This window comes from Hyphomonas sp. KY3 (assembly GCF_017309975.1).
In the GTDB taxonomy this organism is placed as follows: Bacteria; Pseudomonadota; Alphaproteobacteria; order Caulobacterales; family Hyphomonadaceae; genus Hyphomonas.
Genome location: NZ_CP022271.1, coordinates 2,322,991 through 2,347,297, shown reverse-complemented (window position 1 = coordinate 2,347,297; position 24,307 = coordinate 2,322,991). Strand labels below are relative to the sequence as shown.

The 24,307-nt window shown below is 58.8% G+C and carries 24 protein-coding genes; 18 read left to right on the top strand and 6 right to left on the bottom strand.

Going from position 1 to position 24,307, the window contains the following annotated elements:
* Positions 1-191: 191 nt before the first annotated feature.
* The 3 genes from CFA77_RS11435 to CFA77_RS11425 all read left to right on the top strand — a co-directional run bounded on the left by CFA77_RS11435 (position 192) and on the right by CFA77_RS11425 (position 3,068).
* On the top strand, positions 192-587 hold the full coding sequence (locus CFA77_RS11435) for a hypothetical protein (RefSeq protein ID WP_206990804.1): 396 nt from the start codon (positions 192-194) through the stop codon (positions 585-587).
* 179 nt (positions 588-766) lie between these two features.
* Positions 767-1,861 carry a histidine kinase dimerization/phosphoacceptor domain -containing protein gene (locus tag CFA77_RS11430; RefSeq protein WP_206990803.1) on the top strand — a complete coding sequence of 365 codons (1,095 nt, stop codon included), beginning with the start codon at positions 767-769 and terminating at the stop codon, positions 1,859-1,861.
* 430 nt (positions 1,862-2,291) lie between these two features.
* Positions 2,292-3,068 carry a PhyR family response regulator anti-anti-sigma factor gene (locus tag CFA77_RS11425; protein ID WP_206990802.1) on the top strand — a complete coding sequence of 259 codons (777 nt, stop codon included), beginning with the start codon at positions 2,292-2,294 and terminating at the stop codon, positions 3,066-3,068.
* Between the two features lie 33 nt (positions 3,069-3,101).
* Here the strand turns inward: CFA77_RS11425 and CFA77_RS11420 are convergent, their stop codons facing one another.
* Positions 3,102-5,255 (bottom strand): TonB-dependent receptor, encoded by a 2,154-nt coding sequence (locus tag CFA77_RS11420; RefSeq protein ID WP_206990801.1) that lies wholly within the window; start codon positions 5,253-5,255, stop codon positions 3,102-3,104.
* A 57-nt stretch (positions 5,256-5,312) separates the two neighbouring features.
* Entirely contained in the window at positions 5,313-5,615 is a 303-nt protein-coding gene (locus CFA77_RS11415; RefSeq protein WP_206990800.1) for a hypothetical protein, read from the bottom strand.
* Between the two features lie 160 nt (positions 5,616-5,775).
* Between CFA77_RS11415 and CFA77_RS11410 the strand changes: the two genes are divergently transcribed.
* The 3 genes from CFA77_RS11410 (at position 5,776) to CFA77_RS11400 (ending at position 10,172) form a co-directional block, all read left to right on the top strand.
* A complete protein-coding gene (locus CFA77_RS11410) occupies positions 5,776-7,362 on the top strand; it encodes a hypothetical protein (protein ID WP_206990799.1) in 1,587 nt (528 codons plus the stop codon).
* 15 nt (positions 7,363-7,377) lie between these two features.
* A complete protein-coding gene (locus CFA77_RS11405) occupies positions 7,378-8,154 on the top strand; it encodes a hypothetical protein (RefSeq protein WP_156947803.1) in 777 nt (258 codons plus the stop codon).
* A 95-nt stretch (positions 8,155-8,249) separates the two neighbouring features.
* A complete protein-coding gene (locus tag CFA77_RS11400) occupies positions 8,250-10,172 on the top strand; it encodes a glycoside hydrolase family 9 protein (RefSeq protein WP_206990798.1) in 1,923 nt (640 codons plus the stop codon).
* A gap of 3 nt (positions 10,173-10,175) precedes the next feature.
* Here CFA77_RS11400 and xth read toward each other — a convergent pair whose 3' ends face one another.
* A complete protein-coding gene (gene xth / locus CFA77_RS11395) occupies positions 10,176-10,952 on the bottom strand; it encodes an exodeoxyribonuclease III (RefSeq protein ID WP_206990797.1) in 777 nt (258 codons plus the stop codon).
* 80 nt (positions 10,953-11,032) lie between these two features.
* Here xth and tatA point away from each other — a divergent pair, with 80 nt between their 5' ends.
* The 9 genes from tatA to secF all read left to right on the top strand — a co-directional run bounded on the left by tatA (position 11,033) and on the right by secF (position 18,543).
* Positions 11,033-11,248 (top strand): twin-arginine translocase TatA/TatE family subunit, encoded by a 216-nt coding sequence (gene tatA, locus CFA77_RS11390; RefSeq protein ID WP_034811537.1) that lies wholly within the window; start codon positions 11,033-11,035, stop codon positions 11,246-11,248.
* Between the two features lie 24 nt (positions 11,249-11,272).
* On the top strand, positions 11,273-11,671 hold the full coding sequence (gene tatB, locus CFA77_RS11385; protein WP_206990796.1) for a Sec-independent protein translocase protein TatB: 399 nt from the start codon (positions 11,273-11,275) through the stop codon (positions 11,669-11,671).
* Positions 11,668-12,489, top strand: a complete 822-nt coding sequence (gene tatC / locus CFA77_RS11380; protein ID WP_206990795.1) for a twin-arginine translocase subunit TatC — start codon at positions 11,668-11,670, stop codon at positions 12,487-12,489. The genes tatB and tatC overlap by 4 nt, the downstream gene beginning before the upstream one ends.
* A gap of 157 nt (positions 12,490-12,646) precedes the next feature.
* Positions 12,647-14,020, top strand: coding sequence for a serine--tRNA ligase (gene serS / locus CFA77_RS11375; RefSeq protein WP_206990794.1), 1,374 nt, complete (start codon positions 12,647-12,649; stop codon positions 14,018-14,020).
* On the top strand, positions 14,017-14,778 hold the full coding sequence (surE, locus tag CFA77_RS11370; RefSeq protein WP_206990793.1) for a 5'/3'-nucleotidase SurE: 762 nt from the start codon (positions 14,017-14,019) through the stop codon (positions 14,776-14,778). The genes serS and surE overlap by 4 nt, the downstream gene beginning before the upstream one ends.
* Complete coding sequence (locus tag CFA77_RS11365; RefSeq protein WP_206990792.1) at positions 14,766-15,419, top strand: protein-L-isoaspartate(D-aspartate) O-methyltransferase; 654 nt, start codon at positions 14,766-14,768, stop codon at positions 15,417-15,419. Before surE ends, CFA77_RS11365 begins: the two co-directional genes overlap by 13 nt.
* Before the next feature lie 94 nt (positions 15,420-15,513).
* Entirely contained in the window at positions 15,514-15,885 is a 372-nt protein-coding gene (gene yajC / locus CFA77_RS11360) for a preprotein translocase subunit YajC (RefSeq protein ID WP_051607524.1), read from the top strand.
* A gap of 48 nt (positions 15,886-15,933) precedes the next feature.
* The gene (secD, locus tag CFA77_RS11355) at positions 15,934-17,541 is read left to right on the top strand and encodes a protein translocase subunit SecD (RefSeq protein ID WP_206990791.1); all 1,608 of its coding nucleotides are present in this window, start codon (positions 15,934-15,936) and stop codon (positions 17,539-17,541) included.
* 18 nt (positions 17,542-17,559) lie between these two features.
* Positions 17,560-18,543: a protein translocase subunit SecF gene (gene secF / locus CFA77_RS11350; protein WP_206990790.1), complete on the top strand. Its 984-nt coding sequence runs from the start codon at positions 17,560-17,562 to the stop codon at positions 18,541-18,543.
* Between the two features lie 17 nt (positions 18,544-18,560).
* Here the strand turns inward: secF and CFA77_RS11345 are convergent, their stop codons facing one another.
* Positions 18,561-19,124 (bottom strand): TIGR00730 family Rossman fold protein, encoded by a 564-nt coding sequence (locus tag CFA77_RS11345; RefSeq protein WP_206990789.1) that lies wholly within the window; start codon positions 19,122-19,124, stop codon positions 18,561-18,563.
* A 145-nt stretch (positions 19,125-19,269) separates the two neighbouring features.
* On the opposite strand from CFA77_RS11345, the gene CFA77_RS11340 reads away from it, so the two are divergent.
* On the top strand, positions 19,270-21,117 hold the full coding sequence (locus CFA77_RS11340; RefSeq protein ID WP_206990788.1) for an ABC transporter ATP-binding protein/permease: 1,848 nt from the start codon (positions 19,270-19,272) through the stop codon (positions 21,115-21,117).
* Positions 21,118-21,132: 15 nt separating this feature from the next.
* Entirely contained in the window at positions 21,133-21,996 is an 864-nt protein-coding gene (locus tag CFA77_RS11335; protein ID WP_206990787.1) for a phosphatidylserine decarboxylase, read from the top strand.
* Here CFA77_RS11335 and CFA77_RS11330 read toward each other — a convergent pair.
* Entirely contained in the window at positions 21,993-22,208 is a 216-nt protein-coding gene (locus CFA77_RS11330; RefSeq protein WP_206990786.1) for a DUF2842 domain-containing protein, read from the bottom strand. The genes CFA77_RS11335 and CFA77_RS11330 overlap by 4 nt on opposite strands.
* Before the next feature lie 73 nt (positions 22,209-22,281).
* Between CFA77_RS11330 and CFA77_RS11325 the strand changes: the two genes are divergently transcribed.
* On the top strand, positions 22,282-23,328 hold the full coding sequence (locus tag CFA77_RS11325) for a COX15/CtaA family protein (RefSeq protein ID WP_206990785.1): 1,047 nt from the start codon (positions 22,282-22,284) through the stop codon (positions 23,326-23,328).
* Here the strand turns inward: CFA77_RS11325 and CFA77_RS11320 are convergent.
* On the bottom strand, positions 23,306-24,277 hold the full coding sequence (locus CFA77_RS11320) for a hypothetical protein (RefSeq protein WP_206990784.1): 972 nt from the start codon (positions 24,275-24,277) through the stop codon (positions 23,306-23,308). The two genes, CFA77_RS11325 and CFA77_RS11320, sit on opposite strands and share 23 nt — an antisense overlap.
* Positions 24,278-24,307 lie beyond the last annotated feature (30 nt).

Here is a 24,307-nt window from a genome sequence, read left to right as displayed (position 1 = left end):
GATGACTGGTTGCGGTCAAGCCCGCATCCGGGTCCCGGATAAATCCTGCAGATTTTCCGGAATGACAAGATTGGTAGCTGAAGGAGCGCAATCCTGTCCCCCCCCCCTCAAATCAGCCCATCCTGCCGCAGGCATTGCCCCGAAAATAAACTTGTCCTCCCCCTCTGTGGACGGATGTAGAATAGGCGGTGATGGACTGCTCGCTGTTCTCCCCCATTCAGAACCTGCCCTGGTATCTCTACCCGGTCTGGCCATTGATCTTCTGGCGCATCCAGCGCCTGAAGGCATGGTTCCGGCGCGCGGGCGGGCCGGGCTCGCAAATGCTGTGGGGCGTGGACGCGCGGGGCAGGGTGACCATCCTGGCCCTGTCGGACGATTTGTCAGGTCGCAAACGCGCGCCATTGCCGGGGGCGGAGCCGTCGCGCGCCCTGCATGCTGCGCTGAGCGGGGAATTGCTGGATGCCAGCCCCGCCGTGTGCCGCGCGAAAGGGCCCGGACAATGGCGCGATGGATGCGTCCACTTATGGGCCGTTTATGGGCCAGTTATGGACACGTACGGCGCCATATTGCCTTTGCCGGACACCTGACCCGGCCTTTTCCTCCCGACATTTCCATCCTGACCTCCAAGCGCCTTCACGGGCGTCGCCTCTGTTGGCGCATGGCCCCCGATCCGCCCGGTGCGGCGGGGCGCACTTAAGGCTGTTTTTTTTGAAGTTTCGGCTATAGTAGGTGCCAGTCCCGCAACACGAACTGGAATATCTGCTGCATGAAAGCCGCCCCGCACCCTCAACAAGCGCTCCGGCTGGAAACCCTTCGCAAGTATGAAATCCTCGATACGCCGCGCGAGACGGACTTCGATGAGATCGTGGAACTGGCCTCGAAGATCTGCAATGTGCCGATCTCGGTGGTCAATCTGATCGATGAAGACCGCCAATGGTTCAAGGCCGAAGTCGGCATCGGCGCGCGCGAAACCCCGCTGGTCACCTCGATCTGCTCGCACGTCGTGCTCAGCTCCGATTTTGTCGAGATCAACGACACCCACAAGGATCCCCGCACGGCCGACAATGAACTCTGCATGCCAGCAGATGGCTTGCGCTTCTATGCCGGCGCGCTGCTCAAGGCGAAGAATGGCATGCCAATCGGAACGCTCTGCGTGCTGGACAACAAGCCCAATGCGCTGAATGATTTCCAGAAGGCTGCCCTTCACACGCTTGCCCGCCAGGTGATGCGCGAACTGGATCTGCGCCTCGCGCTGAGGGAGCAGAAAGTCCTGCGCAACGAGATCGATCACCGCGTCAAGAACTCCCTCCAATCCGTCGCCTCGCTTGTGCGGGTCTACAAGGGCCGCGCGGAACGGGGCGAGGATATGGCTGACGCCTTTGACGCCATCGGCCGCCGCATCGAAGCCACCGCTGCGCTCCACCAGATGCTGCATGACTCGCCGCTGGATGATGCCGTCATGATGGATGACTTCCTCAAGGAAATTGCCAGCCTGCTGCAGGATTCCGCGCCAGACAATGTCAGCATTTCCTGCGACGCATCGCCGGTTGCCATCTCGACCTCGGTGGCCAGTTCCATCGCTGTAATTGTCAGCGAGTTCGTGGCCAATTCGATCAAGCACGCCTTTGTCGACGGCCAGTCCGGCCATGTCGCCATTTCCGGCAAGTCCCTGGCGGACGGCACGCTCGAAATCACCTGCGAGGACAATGGCGACGCAAACCCGGAATCGACCGCCGCCAAGACATCCGCCAGCGGGCTCGGTAAGCGCATCATGAAAGCGTCAGCCAGCCAGATCGGCGCGACGTTAGAAAACGGTCCGGGCCCCAAAGGCTATCGGATGGTGTTGACCCTTCCAGGATGAGCCCGCTCGCACCTCTTGTTGGCTTACGCGTTGGCAATGAACCGGCTCTCTCAGGCGCTTGAATGACAGCTGGAACTGCTAAAACTTGACCCTGCGCGACGCAGATGCTGGTGAGTGGGGCTCATCCTGTAGTAAATGCAGCAGAACGCGAGGCGCGGACGCCGCTGAGTGAGGGCCTGCTGCCTCGGAACAACAAGCTTGTGGGAGCGCCCACAACTCAATCGCTGTGATCCGGGTTGTGTTGAAAATACTGCAGAATTAGCGAGTGGATAATAGAAAAAGCACGCGAGAGGGGCGCCGCCGGGAATCAGCGACATATATTGTTCTTAAGGCTCGGTTATGCATTTGTGCCGAACACGATGGTTAAGGCGGGTTGGCCATCCGTTGTGTCCAGTTTAGGACGCCATCGAACAAGGGGGACGAAAGCGCGATGCTCTCAGACTTGATATCATCTGAACTGCCTTATCTGCGGCGCTATGCGCGCGGACTGATGGGAGAACAGCAGAACGGCGACGAAGCTGTTGAGGATATGATCGAGTCGTTGATCTTCCGGATCTCGGTCGCTCCCGACCTCAAGTTCCAGAAGGCAGACCTGTTTGCCGAGCTCGACAAATCGATCAGCAAGAGCGTTTCTGAACTGTCCGACGAGACTGGTATTGCCAAGATCATGAATGCCATGACCACACTTCAGCGGCGCGCGCTGTTGTTGACGGTTGTGGAGGGCTTTTCCGTTCAGGAAGCCGCCCGAATTCTGGCCGTGACGATCACCGATATCGAAGACATGCTCAGGGAAGCGGAAACAAATATCGCCAATGAGGTCAGTACAACTGTCCTGATCATCGAAGACGAGTCGATGATTTCCTATCAATTGTCGCAGATCGTCAAAGAGGCTGGCCATGAAGTCGTCGGAATTGCAACGACGCAGACCGAGGCGGTCGAACTGGCAGCAGAACAGACGTTTGGACTGATCCTGTCAGATTTGCGCCTCGCCGACGGATCCGTTGGAATTGACGCTGTGAAGGAAATCTTCGCGAACATGAATTCCGAAGTGCCGGTCATCTACATCACCGCCTATCCGGAAATGTTGCTACAGGGGCAGGACAACGAGCCCTCTTATCTGATCCCGAAGCCATTCGAGCCACTGCATGTGCGCACGGTGGTGGATCAGGCGATTCTTTCCGCGTTTCTTGGGCAGGAAACGGCCTGACTTGCGCTTGGGCAAATCAGGCCTGATCCGGTTTTAGAATGAGACCCTGATCCCCATGCGAATGTTGCGGCCCGGTGCCGGAACCGCATCCTTCAGAACTGACGTCGAATACCGCACTTCCTCGTCTGTCAGGTTGCGGCCTTCCACGAACAGCTGTGTGCCATCCTTGCCAAAGCCAGCTTCAGCCAGATCAATTGTCGCGCGCAGGCCCGTCGTGACATAGCCATCGGTAGGCAGAATACCTGCACCTGGATCATCCTGGTCGGCTGCCGCCGTCAGGGTCCAGCCAGCAGACCAGAGACCCCAATCAGCGTCCAGGGCCGCATGGAATGTGAGCGGCGGCAGATAAGGCACGTTGTTGCCATCATCCAGTTCGCCTTCAACAATATCCAGGCTGGCCGAGGTCACCCAGCTGGCACCGAGCAGACCCTCCGGGAACCGAGCTTCAGCCTCAATCTCTGCACCCGTGAACTTCGCGCCCTGTTGCTGGAACAGGAAGACCGGAAGTTCATCCAGCTCATCAACTTCCAGTCCATCTTCTATCGCGACGCCCGGCGTCAGATAGATGAAGCCGTCGAAGTCCGCATGAAAAACGTTGCCGCTGATGCTGAAGAGATCATTTTCCCAGCGGAGCGAGGCTTCGATATTCGTGCCTTTCTCCTTGTCGAGTGAGGAGTCACCGATTTGATATTGGCTCGTCGCAAGGTGTGGACCATCAGCGAACAGTTCGCTTTCATTTGGTGCGCGCTCAGTATAGCTGACCTGACCGCCGATCCACCAGCCTGATGCCACATGCCTGTGGCCACCAGCGGATGCGCTGAACAGATCGAAGCTCCGTTCGCCCTGAACATCATTGTCGAGCTCGGTACTGTCGAAGCGAAGCCCCCCTTCCAGAACCGAATAATCGTCCAATTGCAAGGTCTCGAACACGAAGGCACCGAACGTCTTCGTTGAAGTGGGAGTCAGGAAGGCTTCGTCCCCATCTGCGCTGAAGTCCTTATCGAGGAATTGGACACCGGCTGCACCCTCGATCTCACCAAATTGATGACCGAGCTCCAAGCGTCCTTCCGTCCCCTCCGTCGTGAACTTCGTTCCGGGTTCGCCTGGGCCTTCGAATTCGACATGCTCATAGTCAGCATAGGACAAATTCCCCGAGATACGGGTCAGAGGGCCCGCATCCAGCTTCGCGCCACCCCGAATATCATAACGGGTCTGTTCCAGATCGATAAACGGGGATTCTGCCTCGTGGCTTTCCTCTTCCTCATGGTCCTCATCGTCGTGCTCTTCTTCCTCATGCTCTTCTTCCTCATGCTCATCATGTTCGTGGCCTGAAACGCCATAGCTCGACATTTGCTGACGCAGGGCGAAGCCGAGGAATGCGTCTTCGCCAACCCACGAGATGCCGGCTGAGTAGGTTTCAGACTGAAGGAAGGAGTTTTCCATCGTGTCGCGGACTTCTTCATGCTCCTCGTGCTCTTCGTGTTCCTCTTCGCTCTCTTCTTCATGCTCGGCTTCTTCAGCCGCGCGTGCAGCAGAAGATTCGGCAAAGCCCGGAATATCGTAGTCACCGAAGTCACGTGCAGAGGCTGATAGTGTCAGCACAAGCGGGCCCGTCGCAAAGCGTGCCTTTCCGCCCGCCTCTGTACCTTCATTCACACTATTGTTCGCGGCGAAGCCCTCAAATGACACCGGTTCATCCGGCAGGCTTTCGACGATCAGGCCGTCAATGACATTGACGACGCCGCCAATTGCCTGGCCGCCATAGGCCAAAGCCGCCGGACCGCGCAGGATTTCAATCTTCTCGGCGTCGATACCATCAGTTGCGACCTGATGGTCCGGCGAGGCGGCAGAGGCATCGAGCGCGCCGATTCCATTCGTCAGAACCAGGACGCGCTCAGCGCCAAGACCCCGCAAGACCGGGCGGCTCGCGCCTTGCCCGAAAAAGGTCGTGGACACACCGGCTTCTCCAGCCAGTGTGTCGCCGAGTGTGCCGGAGAGCTTCTCGATGATTTCTCCGCGATTGATCGCGGTGACGTTACCGACCATTTCGTCGGTGTCCCGTTGAGGGCCGACGCCGGTCACAATGACCGTATCAAGTGTCTCGGGGGCGTCCTGAGCGAAGGCAAGGGGGCTGACGCCCAGCATTAGCGATGCCGCAACGACGCGGCGGGAGATATGGGATTTCATGTTCCGGGAGTCCTTCAGACAATAGGGAATGCCACCCGCAGGCGGCAGAATTGGTCGCTATTGCTGAAGGGAAGGCGGACTTCGCGGCGGTGGGGCGCGGCCGGGCGGCCGGGTCCATGTTGGCTGCGAAAATTGCGGCTCGGTGACCTTGGTTTCGATTGCGTAAATATACGGACTGGTCGGCACATCTGGCAGTACGATTTGAATGCTCGCCACAGCGGTCAGGTCGCAAGTAACCCCATAGTGATCGTGCGGCTGGTCGGCATGCGCCGCGGCATGCCCCAGCGCCAGCGCCTGAACGAAAACGAACAGGGCTGCGAGGAATGCCAAACGGTGCGTATGGGTTTGCCGGACGCGCATGGTTATTCTGTTACATTTTCGTGAGCTGAGCCGCAAGCAACAACGCACGTAAAAACATTACGATCCGCACTTCCTGCTTCAGCTTTCACGCTTCAGTAACCAAGGCAGCCCATCTTCGCGAAAGTTAATGAAAAGCCTTGAGCTGTTAAGAGGATGTAGCATGTCGAAAAATGCTGTGCGCTGGGGCGCAGATGTTGGTTGCCAGAGCAAAGTCAAGCCGCTGGAAATCCGCAACGACCTTTCCGATCATGGGCTGAAGGGCAAGCGCGCCCAAGGGTATCTGGGGCTGAATCGCCAATTCACGAAGGTGACAGCGAAGAAGGACGGCCGCGACGGCCTCCCGGCGTCTGATGCGTCGACCCCTGATCAGTGGAGTGAATGCGAGCAGCAGATCGCTGAACGCGCAGAAGACGTGCGCCGCGGTCTCGGGACATGGCTGACCACGACGGCGGCGTCGGTGCGCAATTACATCAGCGACTATACGCCGATAGATATTTATCCGGACCAGCTGCGCGAGGCGATCAAGTCCGAAGAGAACGAATACCGTCACTACGAGCTGGACGATGTGCATGATGCGAAGGAGACGCATTCGGCAGCAATCATCGAGCTTCAGCAATTCAAACTGCGTCATGGAGACCGGATCGGGGATCGCACGCCGGACATCAAGAAGAACATCGAACAAGCTGTTGCGATCCTGATCTTCATCATGATCCTTGAGGGCGGTTTCAACGCACTTCTGTTCAAGGACGCGCAGTCCAATGGCCTGATGGGCGGCCTGATGATTGCCTTCGGCGTGTCTTCGGTAAATGTCGTGTTTGGCGTGATCGCAGGCTTCTTTGGCCTGCGTTATCTGAACCATCCGGCGCTTCCGGCGAAGATCATGGGCGGTACCATAGCGATGGTCTTCGTCCTGGCCGGCATCTTCCTCAATTTCTTTGTCGCGCATTTTCGCGACGCAGTCGAAACGGGACTGCTTGCGGCGACAGAGGCGGGGACGCTCGGAACCTTCTCAATGTTCTCGATTGCGCCCGGCGACGTCGTCATGTCGATGTTCCCGAACATCTTTGGCCTGGAAAGCTTTCTCGCCCTTGGCCTGCTCTTCATGGGGCTCGCTGTGTTCGGGCTGGCTGTGTATGAAGGCTATGACCGTATTTCCGATCGCTACCCTGGCTATGGCCGCGTCTGGCGCAAGGAGCGCCGCGCCTATGAGCGTCGCCAGGAAGTTCGTAATGGCGTGCGGGATGATCTGTCCGATTACTTCTCTAGCTGCCGTCTGTGGTTTGAAACTCAGCAATCCCGCCACGTCTCAGCCAAGCGTGAGATCGAAAAGGCCATGAACCTGCTCGAAACCCGCCGCGATTATGCGTCTGCGATTGCAGCCCGCGCCGCCGATCAGGAGCGCAGCCTGAAAGTCGCCTATCGTCAGGCCCATCGCCGTGCGCGCAACGCCAATCGTGACCGTCTGGGTGATCAGGCCCCGTGCCCGGAATATTTTAGTGAAATCGTCACACCACAATTGCCGCCGTTCGACTATTCCAAGGAGCGGGATCAGGCGAACAAGGCGATTGCAGCGATTGACAACAATATCAAAGCGCTGAACCAGACCCGCGAATGGCTTGAACAGCACATCCAGCAGGTCCAGAAAGGCCTGTCCTCAATCGAGAAGAAAGTTGCTGACGAAATCGGCAAAGTCCGCGAGGCCAAGGGATCTACGCATGTTCCCGTGGACCAGGCTCGCCGGGCCTAGAAGGAGACATAAGGGATGCCACGTCGCAGAAGTGACAAAGGCCCATGGTTCTGGCGTGGAATGATTGCGCTGATGCTGGGTGTCGTATTTGCCTTGTTCGCCGTTGTGGCGTTCAATCAGCCGCCATCCCTGATGGCTGATTCCAGCTGCCGTATGGACCGCAAGGACCCGGCCCATACGATCATCCTGATCGACCAGTCAGACCCGTTCAATCCGAATGATCTGGATTGGGTTTATGAGTTCGTGGACGCTGAAGCCCGCGCCCTGCCCAAATACGGACGTTTGACGGTCATGACGCCGAACGCGGCAAGCCCTTATGATCCAAAGCTTGTTTACTATGCGTGTTCGTCGGGGAGCGCTGCAGAGGCCAACCCGATCTTCCAGAACCCGAAAATGATCGAGCAAACCTGGCAGACCCAGTTCTATGCGCCGCTTCTGGAGAATGTTGAAGCAGCACTGACCGACACGCGCCAGCCGAGTTCTCCGCTCGTTGAAGCTGTGTACTCGATCGCCGACCGCGCCGATTTCCAGGCTGGTGAAACCAATCGCCGGATCGTGCTGGTCTCCGACCTGATGCAGCATTCGGAAGGGTTCAGCTTTTACCGCCTCGGTGCCGATTATGAGGCCTATCTGGACTCAGATCTGGCCAAGATGAGTCCGGCTCTGGAAAACGTCGATGTCGTTGCCCGTATCGTGCCACGTCAGATCTATGACCTGCCCATGGCCGACGTTAAGGCGTTCTGGCGTGCCTATTTCAGCGAGGCGGGCGCGGATTATGGCTCGGTGAACTGACTTCACCGACCCTATTCAGGTCTCGCGATCGAGGTTGTTTGGCCCTATTATTGCAAGCTGAAGCCCAAAGAAGGCGCAGTAAAGGGAAGAAACTTATGTTCAACCTCCGCAAAGCAAGTCTGGCCGCGATGGCATCGGCCGCGCTGTTGGCTGGGTGTTCGTCGGTTCCCGTGCCTGAGGAAGATGGCATGGCCAGCGGCGCCAGCGTGGTGACGCCGAAGCAGCAGGAATATCTGGCAGCGTTCAACGCGCCGCGCGGGCCGGTTCGTGCGACCCAGACCGGCATTCGCCCCGGATATAATTTTGTCGGCGTCGCCGAAACCGATCTCACCGAAACCCTTGAATGGCAGATCGTTGCGCCGAATGGGGTTGTGGTCGAGCAGGGGCGCACAATTCCCTACGGATTTGACAGCGGCTCCGGCGCCAACGTCCAACTGGTTGTGACCAGCGGACTACGCACGCCAGCGACCAACCTCGTGCTGGTTGTGGAGGGTGTTGGAAAGAGCCATCCATTTGACGTTTCGGAAGATATCTTCCGCGACCTCAAATACGATACGTTGAGATACTTCTACCACAACCGTGCCGGCGTTCCGATTGAATCCGAGCATGCTGGCGGCGAGCAGTGGGCGCGTCCGGCCGGACACGAAAAAGAAGTGCTGACCTGTTTCCATGGCAAGGACATGTACAAGATCAGCTGGCCCCGCTGTGACTATACGCTGGATGTCTCCGGCGGGTGGTATGATGCCGGTGACCAGAGCAAATATGTGGTGAATAGCGGCATCAGCGTCTGGACGTTGCTGAATGCCTATGAGCGCGGCACATCCGGATTTGAGGATGGCGCGACGAACATTCCGGAATCCGGTAACGGCCTGAATGACCTGTTGGATGAGGCGCGCTACAATCTCGACTACATGCTCGCCATGCAGGCGCCTGAGGGCGCAGAAGCCGCCATTGTCCAGGGCAACATGAAAGGCAAGTGGCAGACCAAGGCACCGAAGATGACGGATGTATCCGGTATGGTGCATCACAAATCTGGTAATACCGAGTGGCCATCGCTGCCGATGATGCCCCACAAAAATACTGGCCCCCGTGCCCTGTTCGCACCCTCCACGGCGGCGACCCTGCATGTGGCGGCCGTTGGCGCGCAGTGTGCCCGTGTGTTCCGCGGCGTCGATGATGCGTATGCCGACAAATGCCTCGCGGCAGCCAAGCGCGCCTATGCCGCGGCGCAGCGGATTCCAGATGCATATGCCTATGGAAATTTCCCCGGCACAGGGCCCTACGGCTCGACTGATATTCGAGGTGAGTTCTATTGGGCCGCCGCTGAAATGTACGTCGCTACAGGCGAAACCGCCTATGCCGATGACCTGAAGACCTATCAGGGCGAGCTGGACGCATGGCCAGTCAGCGGCCTTCAGGAGCCCAACTGGGGCGACACGATGGGCCTCGGTATTCTGTCGTTGGCGCGTGTTGCTCCGGACGAATCCCTGCGGGATGAAGCGGCTGAAGGTTTGCTGCAGACGGCAGATGCGTACCTCACTCAAATTCGGTTTGAAGGATACCAGATCCCCCTCAATCGCGGTGTCTGGCCGTGGGGATCGGTTGGAACTCTGGCCAATCGCGGTCTTATTCTTGGCACTGCCTACGACATGACCGGCAACGTTCAGTATCGCGATGGCGCGTTGGACCTGTTGGATTACATCCTTGGCCGAAACCCCCGCGATATCTCGTACATTTCCGGCCATGGTGAGAATGCCTTCAAGGCTCCGCATCACCGTCATTGGGCCGGCGCACAGTATCGGGGATTCCCGCTTCCGCCTCCGGGCGCTGTGTCGGGTGGACCGAACAACACCAATCCTGCTGGTCCGGTTTCCAGGGCCATTATTGACGAATGCCAGGCCCAGACCTGCTACGCCGACCACGTAGACGCGTATGAGCTGAACGAAGTGGCGATCAACTGGCAGGCGGCAACGTTCTGGCTGGCAGCCTGGGCCGACGACATTGACCGTGCGAAATAAGCGCTAGTCTTCGAAGACGCCGATGACCGGCACATGGTCTGAAGGTTTCTCGAGCTCGCGGGCCTTGCGATAGATCTCTACCGATTGGAGTCTGTCGCAAGCCTGGGGCGAGCAGAGCAGATGGTCGATCCGGATGCCGTGATCCTTTTTGAAAGCGCCGCCCTGATAATCCCAGAACGTGTACTGGTGTGCACGATTATCGGTCAGTTCAAAAGAATCCGCCAGACCCAGATATTTCAGTTTCCGGAGTTCTGCGCGCGTCTGGGGCAGGGCGAGTGCGTCGTCCTGCCAGACGGTTTCGTCCCAGCAATCGGCAGGTGTGGGGATGCAATTATAGTCGCCGCAGAGGACAAAGGCTTCGTCCAGCTTGAGCAGCTCACGCGCATGCTGTTCCAGCGCGTCCATCCATTCCATCTTGTAGTCATACTTCGGGCCGGGGGCAGGGTTTCCATTCGGCAGGTATAAACCGCCCACACGGATTGGGGTGTCGCTGAGGATCAGCGCCTCGATATAGCGCGCCTGTTCGTCTTCGATCGTTGGCAACCCTTTGGTCACGTCTTCAATCTCGTGCTTGGAGAGTAGGGCGACGCCATTATAGCTTTTCTGGCCGAGAACAGCGCAATTCCAGCCGCGTTCCTCCAGCTCCATATAGGGAAATGCGTCAGTCTCGCATTTGATTTCCTGAAGGCAGACGACATCGCAATTGATGGCGTCGAGCACTTCCAACACTGTGGGAAGCCGTGCCTTGATCGAGTTGACATTCCATGTGGCGATACGCATGGCTGTTCTTTAGCAGCTTCGTTCCATTGTTCCAGCGTGAGCTGCTGTATATATTCAGGGAATTCTTGAAGGAGAGAGGCATGTCGCCAAGCTGGATTCAATTGCTGATCGTCGTGGTCGTTGCCCTCCTTCTGTTCGGTGGACGTGGTCGCATCTCCTCCATCATGGGCGACATGGCCAAGGGTATCGGGGCCTTTCGCAAGGGCCTGAAGGATGAGGAAGAGACCAAATCCGTCGACAATGACGACATGGTCAACGTCACCCCGAAGAAAGACGAGACGAAGGCCTCGTCATAAGCTGCCGAGTGGAGGGCGCTTAGCATGCTGCCCGGAATCGGGTTTTCCGAACTCCTGTTGTTGGGCCTTGCGGCTCTGATCATTGTCGGCCCGAAAGATTTGCCAATGATGATGCGCCGGGTCGGCCAGTTCGTCGGCAAGGGCCGCGCCATGGCGCGTGAATTCCAGGCCGCGTTCGAGGATATTGCCCGCCAGAGCGAACTCGACGAACTCCGCAAGGAGATCGAGGACCTCAAGAAAGACAACACGATGCAGAAGGCGCAGGACGACCTCGCTGCCTTTGAAGCGGATGTGAACTCTGCCGTTATGGAAAAGAGTCCGCCGCCCAAACCTGCCGCGCCTGAAGCGGACGCAGCGCCAGAGCCGAAATCCGAACCAACGACACCGCCGGCAACGCCGAAAACCGGGGATGATGCTGCGTGACCCACGTGCCGCCGAAGGACGAACAGCCAGACTTCACCGATGATGAAGTCGAGGCGAGCCGGGCTCCGCTGCTGGAGCATCTGGTCGAGCTGCGCGCGCGCCTGATCAAGGCCTTGCTGGCGCTGTCGGTCGCCTCGATTGTCTGCTTCTTCTTCGCCGAGCCGATCTATGACTTCCTGCTGGCGCCATTTGCGCGCGTGGCCGAAGGCATTCGCGGGGCGCCGCTGGAGTTGATCTTTACTGGCCCGATGGAGTTCTTCTTTGCCAAGCTGAAACTCGCCGTATTCGCCGGCATTTTCCTGTCCTTCCCGTTTATCGCCTGGCAGGTCTACCAGTTCGTGGCGCCCGGCCTCTACAAGAATGAGCGCGGGGCCTTCTGGCCGTATCTGGTCTTTGCACCCTTGCTGTTCACGCTCGGCGCGGCGTTTGTCTATTTCCTGATGCTGCCCATGCTGGCGCGTTTCTCGATTTCCCAGGAGAATATCGAGAGCACGGTCGCGACGATCAAATTGTTGCCGCGCGTATCGGAGTATCTCTCGCTGGTGATGGCGCTGATGCTGGCTTTCGGCCTGTCGTTCCAGCTGCCGGTGATCCTCAGCCTGCTGGGGCGGATCGGGATCGTTTCCTCTGACGCGCTCGCCAAGGGTCGGAAATATGCCATTGTCGGCATTCTCTGCTTCGCGGCCTTCTTCACCCCGCCCGATGTAATCTCGCAGATCCTGCTGACCGTGCCGGTGCTCATGCTCTACGAAATCTCCATCTGGTGCGTGAAGCTGATCGAGAAGAAGCAGGCCGAAGAGGATGCTGCGAGGGAGTAAGAAATCGTCCTGTGATTTGCCCGAGCAGGCGCAAGCGCAAGTGCAGGGCGCGACCTCACGTCCCAATTTCCTAAAACGCCTAAGCATATCCCCCGGTTGCAGGCGGGCCCGGCGCGGATTAGAGCAATGGCCGACTGACCACACAGGACCATCAGACATGTTCGACATCCGCGCCATTCGCGAAAACCCCGAGGCTTTCCGCGCCGCCTGGAACCGGAAGAAGCCGGGCCTTGGCGATTCCGTGGATGATATTCACGCGCATGACGCGGCTCTGCGCACGGCTGTCACGGACAAGCAGGAAGCGGAAAAGCTGCGAAACGAGACCTCCAAGCTGATTGGCCGGGCCAAAGCCTCGGGCGATGAGGCGGAGTTCGAGCGCCTGCGCAAGGTCGTGGCCGACGCCAAGGACACGATTGAAGCGGCGGGCGAACAGGAAGAGGCGGCCCGCAAGCTGCTTGACGACCTGCTCTATGGCTTGCCGAACATCCCACTGGCCGAGGTGCCCGAAGGCCAGGACGAAGACAGCAATGTCGAGCAGGCCCGCTGGGGCGAGCCGAAAACCTATGATTTCGAGGTGAAGGACCATGCCGATCTCGGCGAAGCCCTCGGCATGATGGATTTCGAAACTGCGGCCAAGATGAGCGGCGCACGTTTTGTTTTGCTGAAAGGCAAGCTCGCGCGCTTCGAGCGTGCGCTTGCCGCTTTCATGCTGGACGTGCAAACCGAAGAGCATGGGTACACGGAATGCTCGCCGCCGCTGCTAGTCAAAGATCAGGCGCTCGTTGGCACAGGGCAGTTGCCAAAGTTCGACGAAGACTTGTTCAAAGTCACGGGTATCGATTCAAAAACCATGGCATACCTGATTGATCGGTATGGTGCGAAACACGCCGAAATTTTGGCTGAAGTAGAGAAACTCGAGTCGAAATTTTACCTCATCCCCACCGCTGAAGTTCCGCTGACAAACATTGTCCGCGACAGCATCATCGAGCCCGGCGAACTGCCGAAACGGTTCACCGCTCATACGCCTTGCTTCCGCTCTGAAGCGGGTAGCGCGGGACGCGACACGAAGGGCATGATCCGGTTGCACCAGTTCAACAAGGTCGAGATGGTCTCGGTCGTCGCGAATGAGGAAGAGGGGCTGGCCGAACTCGAGCGCATGACCGAATGCGCCGAGGCCATCCTGAAAAAGCTCGACCTGCCATTCCGCCGCATGCTGCTCTGCGCAGGCGATATGGGGGCAGGGGCACGCAAGACCTATGACCTCGAAGTCTGGTTGCCGAGCCAGGACACGTATCGCGAAATCAGCTCATGCTCCTATTGCGGCGACTATCAGGCCCGCCGCATGAGCGCACGCTATCGACCGGAAACTGGCGCCAAGCCCGAATTCGTCCACACGCTGAACGGCTCCGGCCTCGCGGTCGGCCGCACGCTCGTGGCGATCCTCGAAAACTATCAGAATGAAGACGGCTCCATCACCGTCCCGGAAGCCCTGCGCAACTACATGGGCGGCCTTGAGGTGATTTCGGCATGAGAATCCTGCTGACCAATGATGACGGCATCAACGCGCCGGGCCTTGCTGTGCTGGAAGACATTGCGCGGGAAATTTCTGACGATGTCTGGATCGCCGCGCCGGAAGAGGAACAGTCCGGCAAGGGCCGCGCCATTTCGCTGACCCATCCGGTCCGTACGCGCGAAGTGGGCGACAAGGCCTGGGCCGTGGCGGGCACGCCGTCCGACTGCGTCCTGCTGGCGACGCACAATCTGATGCCGGAAAAGCCGGACCTTGTGCTGTCCGGCGTCAATCGCGGCCAGAACATTGCCGAGGATACCAGCTTCTCCGGCACGATCGCGGCGGCGCTGTTCGGTATGCAGCTCGGCATTCCGTCCATCGCCCTCAGCCAGTCGCAGAGCTTCCGCGAGCGCGGCTCCCTGCCTTGGGACACCGCCCGGGCCTGGGGCAGCAAGGCGATCAAGCCGCTGATCGAGCATGGTTGGCCTGGCGATGCGGTGATGAATGTGAATTTCCCGGATGTTGAGCCCGATGAGGTGAAGGGCATCCAGATCACCCGTCAGGGCTTTCGCGACGAATCGATCATCCATACCGACCGCCGCGAAGACCTGCGCGGCAATGATTATTACTGGATCGGGTACAAGGGCAAACTCTCCAAACCGGATGCTGGCACCGATTTGCGGGCGATCTATGACGGCTATGTCTCCATCTCCCCGCTTCATGTGGACTTGACGCATGAAGTATTCCTCCGGACGCTGCGGGAGCTATGGAAGACCTGATCACCGATCCATTCCGTGCCGCCCGACTTGTCCTGCGCTTGCGTCAGGAGGGGGTCACGGATGATGGCGTGCTGAGAGCGATGGAAACGGTCGACCGGGGAGCCTTTGTCGATGATGCCGCCCTGAAAGACCTTGCCTTTGCTGACTGCGTGGTGCCCATCCCGTGCGGCCAGACAATCCCGCGCCCGGCGGCGACCGGGCAATTGCTTCAGGCGCTGGGCCTCGGCCGCGAGCGCAAGGCGCGTCTTCTGGTGATTGGCATGGGGTCTGGATATATCGCCGCATTGGCCGGTCAGCTTGCCGCGGATGTATTTGGCGTCGAGCGGTACAACAAGCTGACCGATCATGCGCGCCAACGGATTGTGAGCCTTGGCCTCGACAATCTTGCGGTGCGCCACGGCGATGGCCTGCTCGGCTGGGCTGAACGCGGGCCATATGACCGCGTCCTCATCACGGGGCTAGTGGATGCGATCCCCCAGCCTCTGTTCGACCAGCTCAAGCCTGGTGGACTGGTGATCACACCGATGCAACACGATGGGCGCCAGCAGATTGCGCGGATGGCGCGCGACGGCACGACTGAATGGTTCGGTCTGTCGCATGAGTTGGCGCCTATGGTGCCGGGAAGTTCCCAAGCGCTATAGTTGCAGTGGTTTCATCTGCAGGGCTTGTTTGCCAATGCAACTGCCCACAGCTATAGGAGCAACACATTTTCAGGGGTCTATGGGAGAGAACCAAATGCTGACCAGACTTGCCACGCTGACCGCAGGCGCCGCCATTGTAACACTGCCGGCCTTGGCGCAGGCCGCGCCAAGCGCGTCGGGTCCGAGCATCATGAGCCAGGTGCTGCTGTTCCTGCCGCTGATCCTGATCTTCTACTTCCTGCTGATCCGCCCGCAGCAACAGCGCGCGAAGAAGCACAAGGCCCTGATCGAGAACATCAAGAAGGGCGATACGATCGTCACGTCCGGCGGCATCGTCGGCAAGGTGACCAAGGCGGGCGACGAGGAAGTCACGGTCGAACTGGCCGAAGGCGTTCGCGTCCAGATCATCAAGCAGATGGTGATCGACGTTCGTGGCAAGAACCAGCCGGTCGCCGCCAACGATTAAGGGCCTGCGGGGCCCGCTTGCGGCCCTTCGCATGACAAGGAATTCCGCATGCTTCAGTTTCCACCTTGGAAGGTCGCGCTTGTTCTTCTGACACTGGCATGGGGTGTCGTCATGGCGCTGCCGAATGTCGTGAACATGGATGATGCGCCGGGTTTCATGCCCAAAAAGGGCGTTAATCTCGGCCTAGACCTTCAGGGCGGCGTTTACCTGATGATGGAAATCAATCCAGACGAGGTGATTGCCAACCGTCTGGAAGTGTTTGCCGGTGATGTGCGCAGCGCGTTTACCAACGTGACGCCGTCCGAGCGTATTGGCCATCTGCCAGACGTGAAGGGGCGCCAGCTGGAGATTACGCTGACGCGTCCTGACGCCGAAGGCAACTTCCCGATGGACGAGGCGCTCCGTCGTATGCGCAAGCTGAACGGCAATGTGGAAGGCGCGATTGGCGGCGCGAAGACGTACGAAATCGAACAGCTTGGCACAGACCGGATTCTCGTCACGGTTCCCGCCGCATCAGAAGAAGCGTTGATGAAAGACGCGCTGGGCAAGACGATGACCATCGTTCGTCGCCGCGTCGATCCCGACGGTGTTTCCGAAATCTCGATCACGCCGCAGGGCAATGACCGGATCATTCTTGAGGCGCCAGGCGAACCCGACCCGCAACGCTTGAAGGATTTGCTCAGCCGTGACGGCAAGATGACGTTCAATCTTGTTGATGACAGCCCATCCGCGATCACCTCGGCGCAGGCAGGCGTGGCGCGCGCGGGCTATCGCTTGCTGGAAGGGCCGACGACCGGGGCGCTGCTCGTGCGGAACATTCCGGAAGTGACCGGCGCAGATATTGCCAACGCAGCGCAAGGTTTTGACGAAGGTAACCGGCCACAGATTACGTTCCGTCTCAACAGCAATGGCGCCCGGAAATTCTACGACACGACCCGCAACAATTCCGGCAAGCTTTTTGCGATTGTTCTGGATGATGTGATCATGTCAGCGCCGCGCATCAATGAACCGATCCCTGGCGGCAATGTTCGCATCACGGGTGATTTCACGCAGGAAGAGGCCCAGGACCTTGCCGCGATCATCGAGGCTGGTGAAATGCCAGCCAAGGTCCAATTCCTGGATCAGCGCACGGTCAGCGCCACGCTGGGGCATGACTCCATTCGCGCCGGTACACGTGCATCCATGATCGGCCTCGCGCTTGTGGCGATCTTCATGATCATTGCTTATGGCCTGATGGGAGGTTTTGCCGTTGGCTCGCTTGCGGCGAACATCGTTCTGATTCTTGGGGCGCTCTCTGGGCTCGGCGCTACGCTGACCCTGCCGGGTATCGCAGGCATCATCCTGACCATCGGTATGGCGGTCGACGCCAACGTGCTCGTGTTTGAACGTATCCGCGAAGAACAACGCAATGGGCGCTCTCCCCTCACGGCCGTTCAGGCCGGGTATGAACGTGCCTTTTCGACCATTCTCGATGCGAACGTTACAACCCTGATCGCCGCCATCATTCTCTACCTGCTCGGTTCAGGACCGGTGAAAGGCTTCGCCGTGACGTTGGCCATCGGTATTGTCACATCGGTGTTCACCGCCTTTGTCGTGACCCGCTGGTTCACGGTCATGTGGTTGAAAACCTTCCGTCCCAAGAAGCTCGCGGTCTAGGCCCGGAGGAGATACGATATGCTACTCAAATACTGGCCCCAAAAGACCAATCTGAGCTTCATGAACCTTCGCCTGATTGGCGCAGTTGTCTCAGCGGTGCTGATTGCATCCTCCATCTTCTTCCTCGCGACGCGGGGTCTTAACTTCGGTGTCGACTTTGCCGGTGGAACAGTGATGGAGCTGGAGCAGACGGACACAATCACTGTGGAAGATGTACGCCAGGCGATGCCGCTCAACGCCGATGTGAACAGCGCGGTCGGCACCGATGCTCGCAGTATCGTGGTCGTGAAATACGGCGAAGCAGATGCGTCCATTCTCGGGGAAGAATTTCAGGCGCTGTCTGCCACCGACCAGGCCGAACGCGCAACGGGCGCGACCAACGAACTGGTGACAGAAACGCTGAAAGAGGCGCTGGGCATAACTGACGAGCAGATACTCCGCAACGACTCGGTGGGCCCCAAGGTTTCGCAGGAATTGTTTAGGGACGGGATCACGGCGCTGATTGCAGCCCTTGCGCTGATGCTGGTCTATATCTGGTTCCGGTTCGAGTGGCAGTTCTCGGTCGGCGCCGTGGCGGCGCTCGCACATGACGTGATCATCACGCTCGGCGTGTTTGCGTTCCTTCAGATGGAATTCAACCTGACCACTATTGCGGCCCTGCTGACAATCATTGGTTACTCGATGAACGACACGGTCGTTGTGTTTGACCGGGTGCGTGAAGAGAAGCGCAAGTATAAGAAGATGGCCGACAAGGAGGTTATCGACCTTGCGCTGAATGGCACGCTATCCCGGACCTTGCTCACCTCTGGCACGACCCTGTTGGCTTTGATGGCGATCTTCTTTCTGGGCGGTCCAGTCCTGCGCGGCATGAGCTTCGCGTTGATCTGGGGCGTATTTATCGGGACGTACTCGTCCATCTTCATCGCCTCGACCATCGTTCTGGCGTTGGGCATGGATCTCAACAAGAAACCGATTGAGGATGTTCCAGGCTTTCAGGGCTGAACGCGCCTGTCCCCGGCCTAATTGTCCAGGACGATAACCTTGTCCATCAGCGCGTCGATGGCTTGTTGTGGTGTATCGCTGTGAACCAGTGATGCACGGAAGCCTTCCGGTGTGAACTTGCCGTCGATGATGTGTTCCATCAGTTCGAAGAAGGGCGACCAGAATCCGTCTTCGTCGAGGAAGGCCATTGGCTTGGCATGCAGGCCGAGGCGTGCCCAGGACAAGATTTCGACGGCCTCTTCCAGCGTTCCGATGCCGCCTGGCAAAACGATGAAGGCATCAGACTCATCAAACATCATCTGTTTACGAGTGTGCATGTCGTTGACGATGCGATGCTCAACATCCTCGTAGATGCGTTCCTTGTTGAGCAGGAAGCGTGGCATGATGCCAAGCACATCGCCCGCGGACTCATGGGCTGATCGCGCGCACGCCCCCATCAGGCCAACGCCGCCGCCGCCATAGACGAGGCGGATATCGCGTTTGGCCAGTTCGCGGCCCAATTCTTCGGCCAGCTTGATATAGCCCGGCTGAACATCGTCGGACGCGCCGCAATAAACGCAGATGGATTTGATATTCGTCATGCGGGGTTCGCCTTTCAAACTTGCCTCAGCGAGGCGTGCCGTTGCCCTATATGGGGCCTCGTATTCCTCGACCAGTGACAATTTCAGGACGTTTCGCTGTTCGGCGCAACATGCAGGGTTTGCTGATCTGTCATTTTGTTCCCATATGCGGGCGATGACGAATCCTCACGCTGCCGCCGCTGACCATGACAAGATTGAGAGCGCTGATGGTGGGATCGGCGTCTCCATTCTGCGAATCCTGAAGCTGCTCGCGCGGCCGGAACTGTCTAAATGGCGGCCAATCATGGTGATCGCAATCTTGATCACACTCGCTGCTTCGGTGTTGGAAGTGATTTCGCCCTTGCTGCTGGGACACGCGATCAACCGCGCTGTTCCGGAAGGTGGCGAGGCGGCGGCCTTCGGCGCGGCCGCTTGTTGGCTCGCGATCGGGATTGGTGTCCGCTTTCTCGCTGCGGCCATGCCGCAGGTGCGCGACTGGCTGTTTTCTCCCGTCAGTCAGGACGCACAACGCGTCGCCAGCGTGGACGCTTTCGGGCATGCGCAGTCTCTTTCTCTGAACTTCCACCAGACTCGGCGGACCGGCGCACTCAATCGGGTCATCGAGCGCGGTGCCAGTGCCATCGACTATTTGATTCGCTTCCTCGCCTTCAATATAGGGCCGACCTTCGTGCGGCTGGTGCTCGCCTCCATCGCGCTCGGCGTCGCTTATGATTACCGCCTGTCCCTGATCGCGGTCTTCACGATCATCATCTATGTCATCGCCACGGTAATCATCACCGAATGGCGCGTGCGCCAGCGCCGCCGAATGAATGAAGCCGACACGCATTTCCGAGCGACCTCTGTCGACATTCTGACAAATTTCGAAACCGTGAAGGCTTTCGCTGCAGAACGCCGCGAAACCGGCCGGTTCAACGACGCGATGCGCAATTACAATCATCGGTATGTCGATGCTGTCCGGTCCATGTACGTCCTGAACGCAACGCAAGCGGTGGTAATGAATGCAGGCTTGTTGGCGGTGCTCGTCCTGTCGGCCTGGAATGTCATTCAGGGAACCATGTTGGTCGGCGACCTGACGGCCGTCATGCTGATGCTGCTGTCACTCTATGCGCCGCTGAATATTCTCGGTTGGGCCTGGCGCGAGATCAAGCAAGGCGCGGTGGACCTCGAAAAGCTCTACGGGCTGCTCGCCATGAAAACCGAAGTGGCGGATGCGCCAGATGCGATGCCATTGTCGAAGCCGACTGGGCATGTCGAATTCCGCAATGTGGGTTTCAATCATGAAGGCCGTGCAGTTGGCGTGCAGGATGTCAGTTTTGACTTGCTGCCCGGCCGCAAGGTTGCGTTTGTCGGCACATCTGGGGCGGGAAAGTCGACGCTGCTTAAGCTCCTGTTCCGCTTCTACGATGTCGATCAGGGCAGCGTGTTGGTCGATGGGCATGATGTGAGATCGCTGACACAGGAATCCCTGCGCAAGGCGCTTGGGCTCGTGCCTCAGGACGTTGTTCTGTTCAATGACACGATCCGGGCCAACATCGCTTACGCTCGTCCCGATGCCAGCGACGAGGAGCTGCGGGATGCTGCGCGCCGGGCGCAATTACTCGATTTCATCGAATCGCTGCCCGATGGCTGGAAAACACGCGTTGGCGAGCGAGGCTTGAAACTGTCTGGGGGTGAGAAGCAGCGCGTGGGAATTGCCCGCGTGATTCTGGCCGATCCGTCCATCCTCGTGCTGGACGAGGCCACGTCAGCGCTGGACAGTGCGACGGAAGAGGCCGTGCAAGACGCGCTTGAGGATGCCGCCGAGGGGCGTACGACATTGATGGTCGCCCACCGCCTGTCTACTGTGAAATCTGCTGACGAGATCATCGTTCTCGATGCCGGGCGAGTGATTGAGCGCGGCACACATGCAGACCTGCTGGCAAAAGGCGGCAAATATGCTGATATGTGGGAAAGACAGGCCAAGAGCGCGGAGATCGCGCTCGCTGCGGAATAGAAAAGGCTGGCGGGCATGACCGAAGACCTCGAACGGAAGACGACGCCCTGGATGACCGGCGGGCTCGATTGGGAGGGCGTTGCGGCTGCGTTGGCCTCCCTTCTGGTCGGCCTGTTGCTAAGTTGGGTCTGGGATCCACTCTTCTGGGTTGGGTTTGCCGGGATGATCGCTGCCTTGATGGCGGCGCGCTGGGCCAAGCGAACCGCGCCAGATCTTGCCAGCGGCATTGTGGCGCCGTGCGATGGGGTGGTGGTATCAGTGACCCCAGCCGATCCGCCGGGCGAATTGCGCATGGCCGGCGCGGAAACCACACGCATCCGGATATCTTCGTCGCCGGCCACAACGAACCGACTCTACGCGCCGATTGCTGGCAGTCTGGAAAGCCTCATTACGGAAGACGGCGAACAAACTGTCCCATTTGCCATGCGCCCAGATGCAGACGGATTGGCGATTTCATACCTGTTGTTTGAAAGCCGTGCACAGCAGGTAGGTGTGCGCATCGCGACAGGCGGTCTTGGCCCACGTCAGGAATTGGACGCTGAATCGGGCGATATCATGCGACTTGGCCGCGTGTTCGGAAAACGACGGCTGGGCGGCTGGTGCGATGTGTATGTTCCGGCCAAAGCCGGCCAGTTGATTTGGCCTGGCCAGACATTGATCGGGGGGGAAACCGTGCTGGGCCGTCTGGAATCCGATCGCGACGAAGGCTCTTTCGAAACGATGTCGGGAGAGGCAGGTGAATTGCCATTAGGCGTGACGGAGGATGAATCGGTCGAGGAGGACGATTATCCGGAGCCCGACGAGGCAGATACACCTGACGATCCCGCTGTTATGCTGGCGCGGTTGAAGGAAGCCACCAAGAACAAACCTGAAGACTAGTCTTCCTGCTTTGGCGCATCGCGATTCATCCACGCGAAGATCGGCTTGAACGGGATGATCCAACCGATTCCTGCGAATACGTAGAACAGCATTTCAGCCCATTTCGGCCAGCCTGAGACAATCGGACCGACTGAGCCGACCATGATAATCCAGCAGACCATGAAGGCCAGCAGGATCAGGCTCGCGACGATTTTCCTGGTCGGATAGCTCATGGGTATGTCTCTCAACTGCACATGCGACTTTGCCGCCTCTTGCGCGGGCGTCTGCTTGGATCATGTATCTCGCATGAGCGAAACGTCAAAAGTCAGCCCCTCCGCTACCTGGATCCGCCGCTGGCTGATCCTTGTCGGTCTGATGGTCTATGCCATGATCCTGATTGGTGGTGCCACACGCCTGACGGATTCCGGCCTTTCCATCACTGAATGGAATCCGGTCAGTGGTGCGCTGCCGCCGCTCTCAGAAGGTGCGTGGCAAACCGAGTTCGCGAAATACCAGCAAACCGCTGAATACCAGTTCGTCAATCAGGGCATGTCCATGGCGGAGTTCCAGAAAATATTCTGGTGGGAGTGGGGGCATCGCTTTTTTGGGCGCATGATCGGCTTGGTGGCTGTTGCGGGTTTTGCGGTCTTTGCCGTTCGCGGTTGGCTGACCAAACATCTCACTTGGCATCTGATCGCATTGATCGGACTCGGTGGTCTGCAGGGCGCCATAGGCTGGTGGATGGTGGCCAGCGGCATTGGCGAGACCACGCGCGTGGACGTCGCGCCTTATCGGTTGATGACCCATTTCACACTTGCGCTGTTGATTATCGCCTACGTCACCTGGCTCTGGCACGATCTTGGCGAAAAGCGCCGACCGGCGGTAGCTGAGTTCACCCGAAGCATTGCCGTAATACTTCTGGTCGTGATTTTCATCCAGATGGCTGCTGGCGCCTTGGTTGCCGGCCTTGATGCGGGCCGGTCCTACAATGATTGGCCGTTGATGGCGGGAGAGTTCTTTCCGTCACACTATGTGGAAGAAGGCCTCGGTGCGCGCAGCCTGTTTGAAGGCCGCGCTGCAACGCAATTCAATCACCGCATTCTGGCCTATGCCATCTGGGCCGGATCATTGGCATCCGCAGTGGCGTTCCGGAGCACGCCACTGCGACAGGAATTTCGTTGGCTGGCTGTGCTCGTGACCCTACAGGCAGTGTGGGGAATTCTCACGCTTGTGCACGCCGCCCCGATGAACCTGGCTCTGGTTCATCAGGGTCTTGGCGTGATCGTTACGCTGATGGCAGTGCGTCTTGTCTGGCAATCGCGTGGGACGTCTAGCGGGAATCGTCCAGCGTAAGGGGGCTTGGATCAACGAACACGGCCTGATGCTGGTCCGGGGCGGTTTCGCCCGCGATGACAATCACACCGCCTGGATATCCACCACTCATCATCGTGCCCATGGCGGCCATCGCATCCGGTGCATCTGGCGCAATAACGGTAATGCCATCCCGAACGGTGATTTCGGTGTTGGTCATGCCCAAATCTGTTGAGACCTGAAGCCCACTGCCGTCTTCGATGGAGAGCAGGGCATCAAAATCGCCACGTGTGAGCGACGCTGCGCTTTTGGCACGCGGGGAGGCAACCAGTGTGTCGCTCGTATAGGCGCAGGACCTGATCCCAAAATCTGTGAAGGTCGATTCGCTGGCATCCCAGGAAAACTCGCCATTCTCTTCCCGCACGATGCCGGTCTGAAGTACGCGATCATTGGTCGAGGTCCAGTAAGCCACTCGCATGATACCGGTTGCCCGCATCGGACCGGAGCAAACGCCGGCAATGGAGCTCGTATTTGGAACGGGCAGGTCGACCTGAGCCGGGGCGAGGAGGCCTTCGCCATAAAGATATGCTTTCAGCTGGCCCTCGCGGGTGATTCCCGGGAATATGGTCACCGTACTGCCGCCAAGCGTGGCGCTCTGGCCGCTGGCGAGGTCAGTGAGCCTGAAGTTGGCAGGTTCCCCCAGAATTTCGCCATTCATATTGAACAATTGCAGGCCGCCGCGCTCATAGGCGACTGCCAGCAGGCCTCCGAGGCCTCCGGAGAGCGCCACAGCGTTCACTTTGCCTTCCAGTGGGCGCGTGGACCATACAGCGGGAAGCTCCACACCAGCAGCGATTTCAGAGGCAGAAGCCGGTACTTCGGGGGCTTCGGCTTTCTTCGAGCATCCAACTGCTGTAAAAAGCAGGGCGAGGCCAAGCCCTGCGTTGACAACCGGGGAAGTGGCGCTTAAACGCCAGCGCTTGAATTGCATTCCATGAACTCCGAAAGCGAGAGGCTCTTA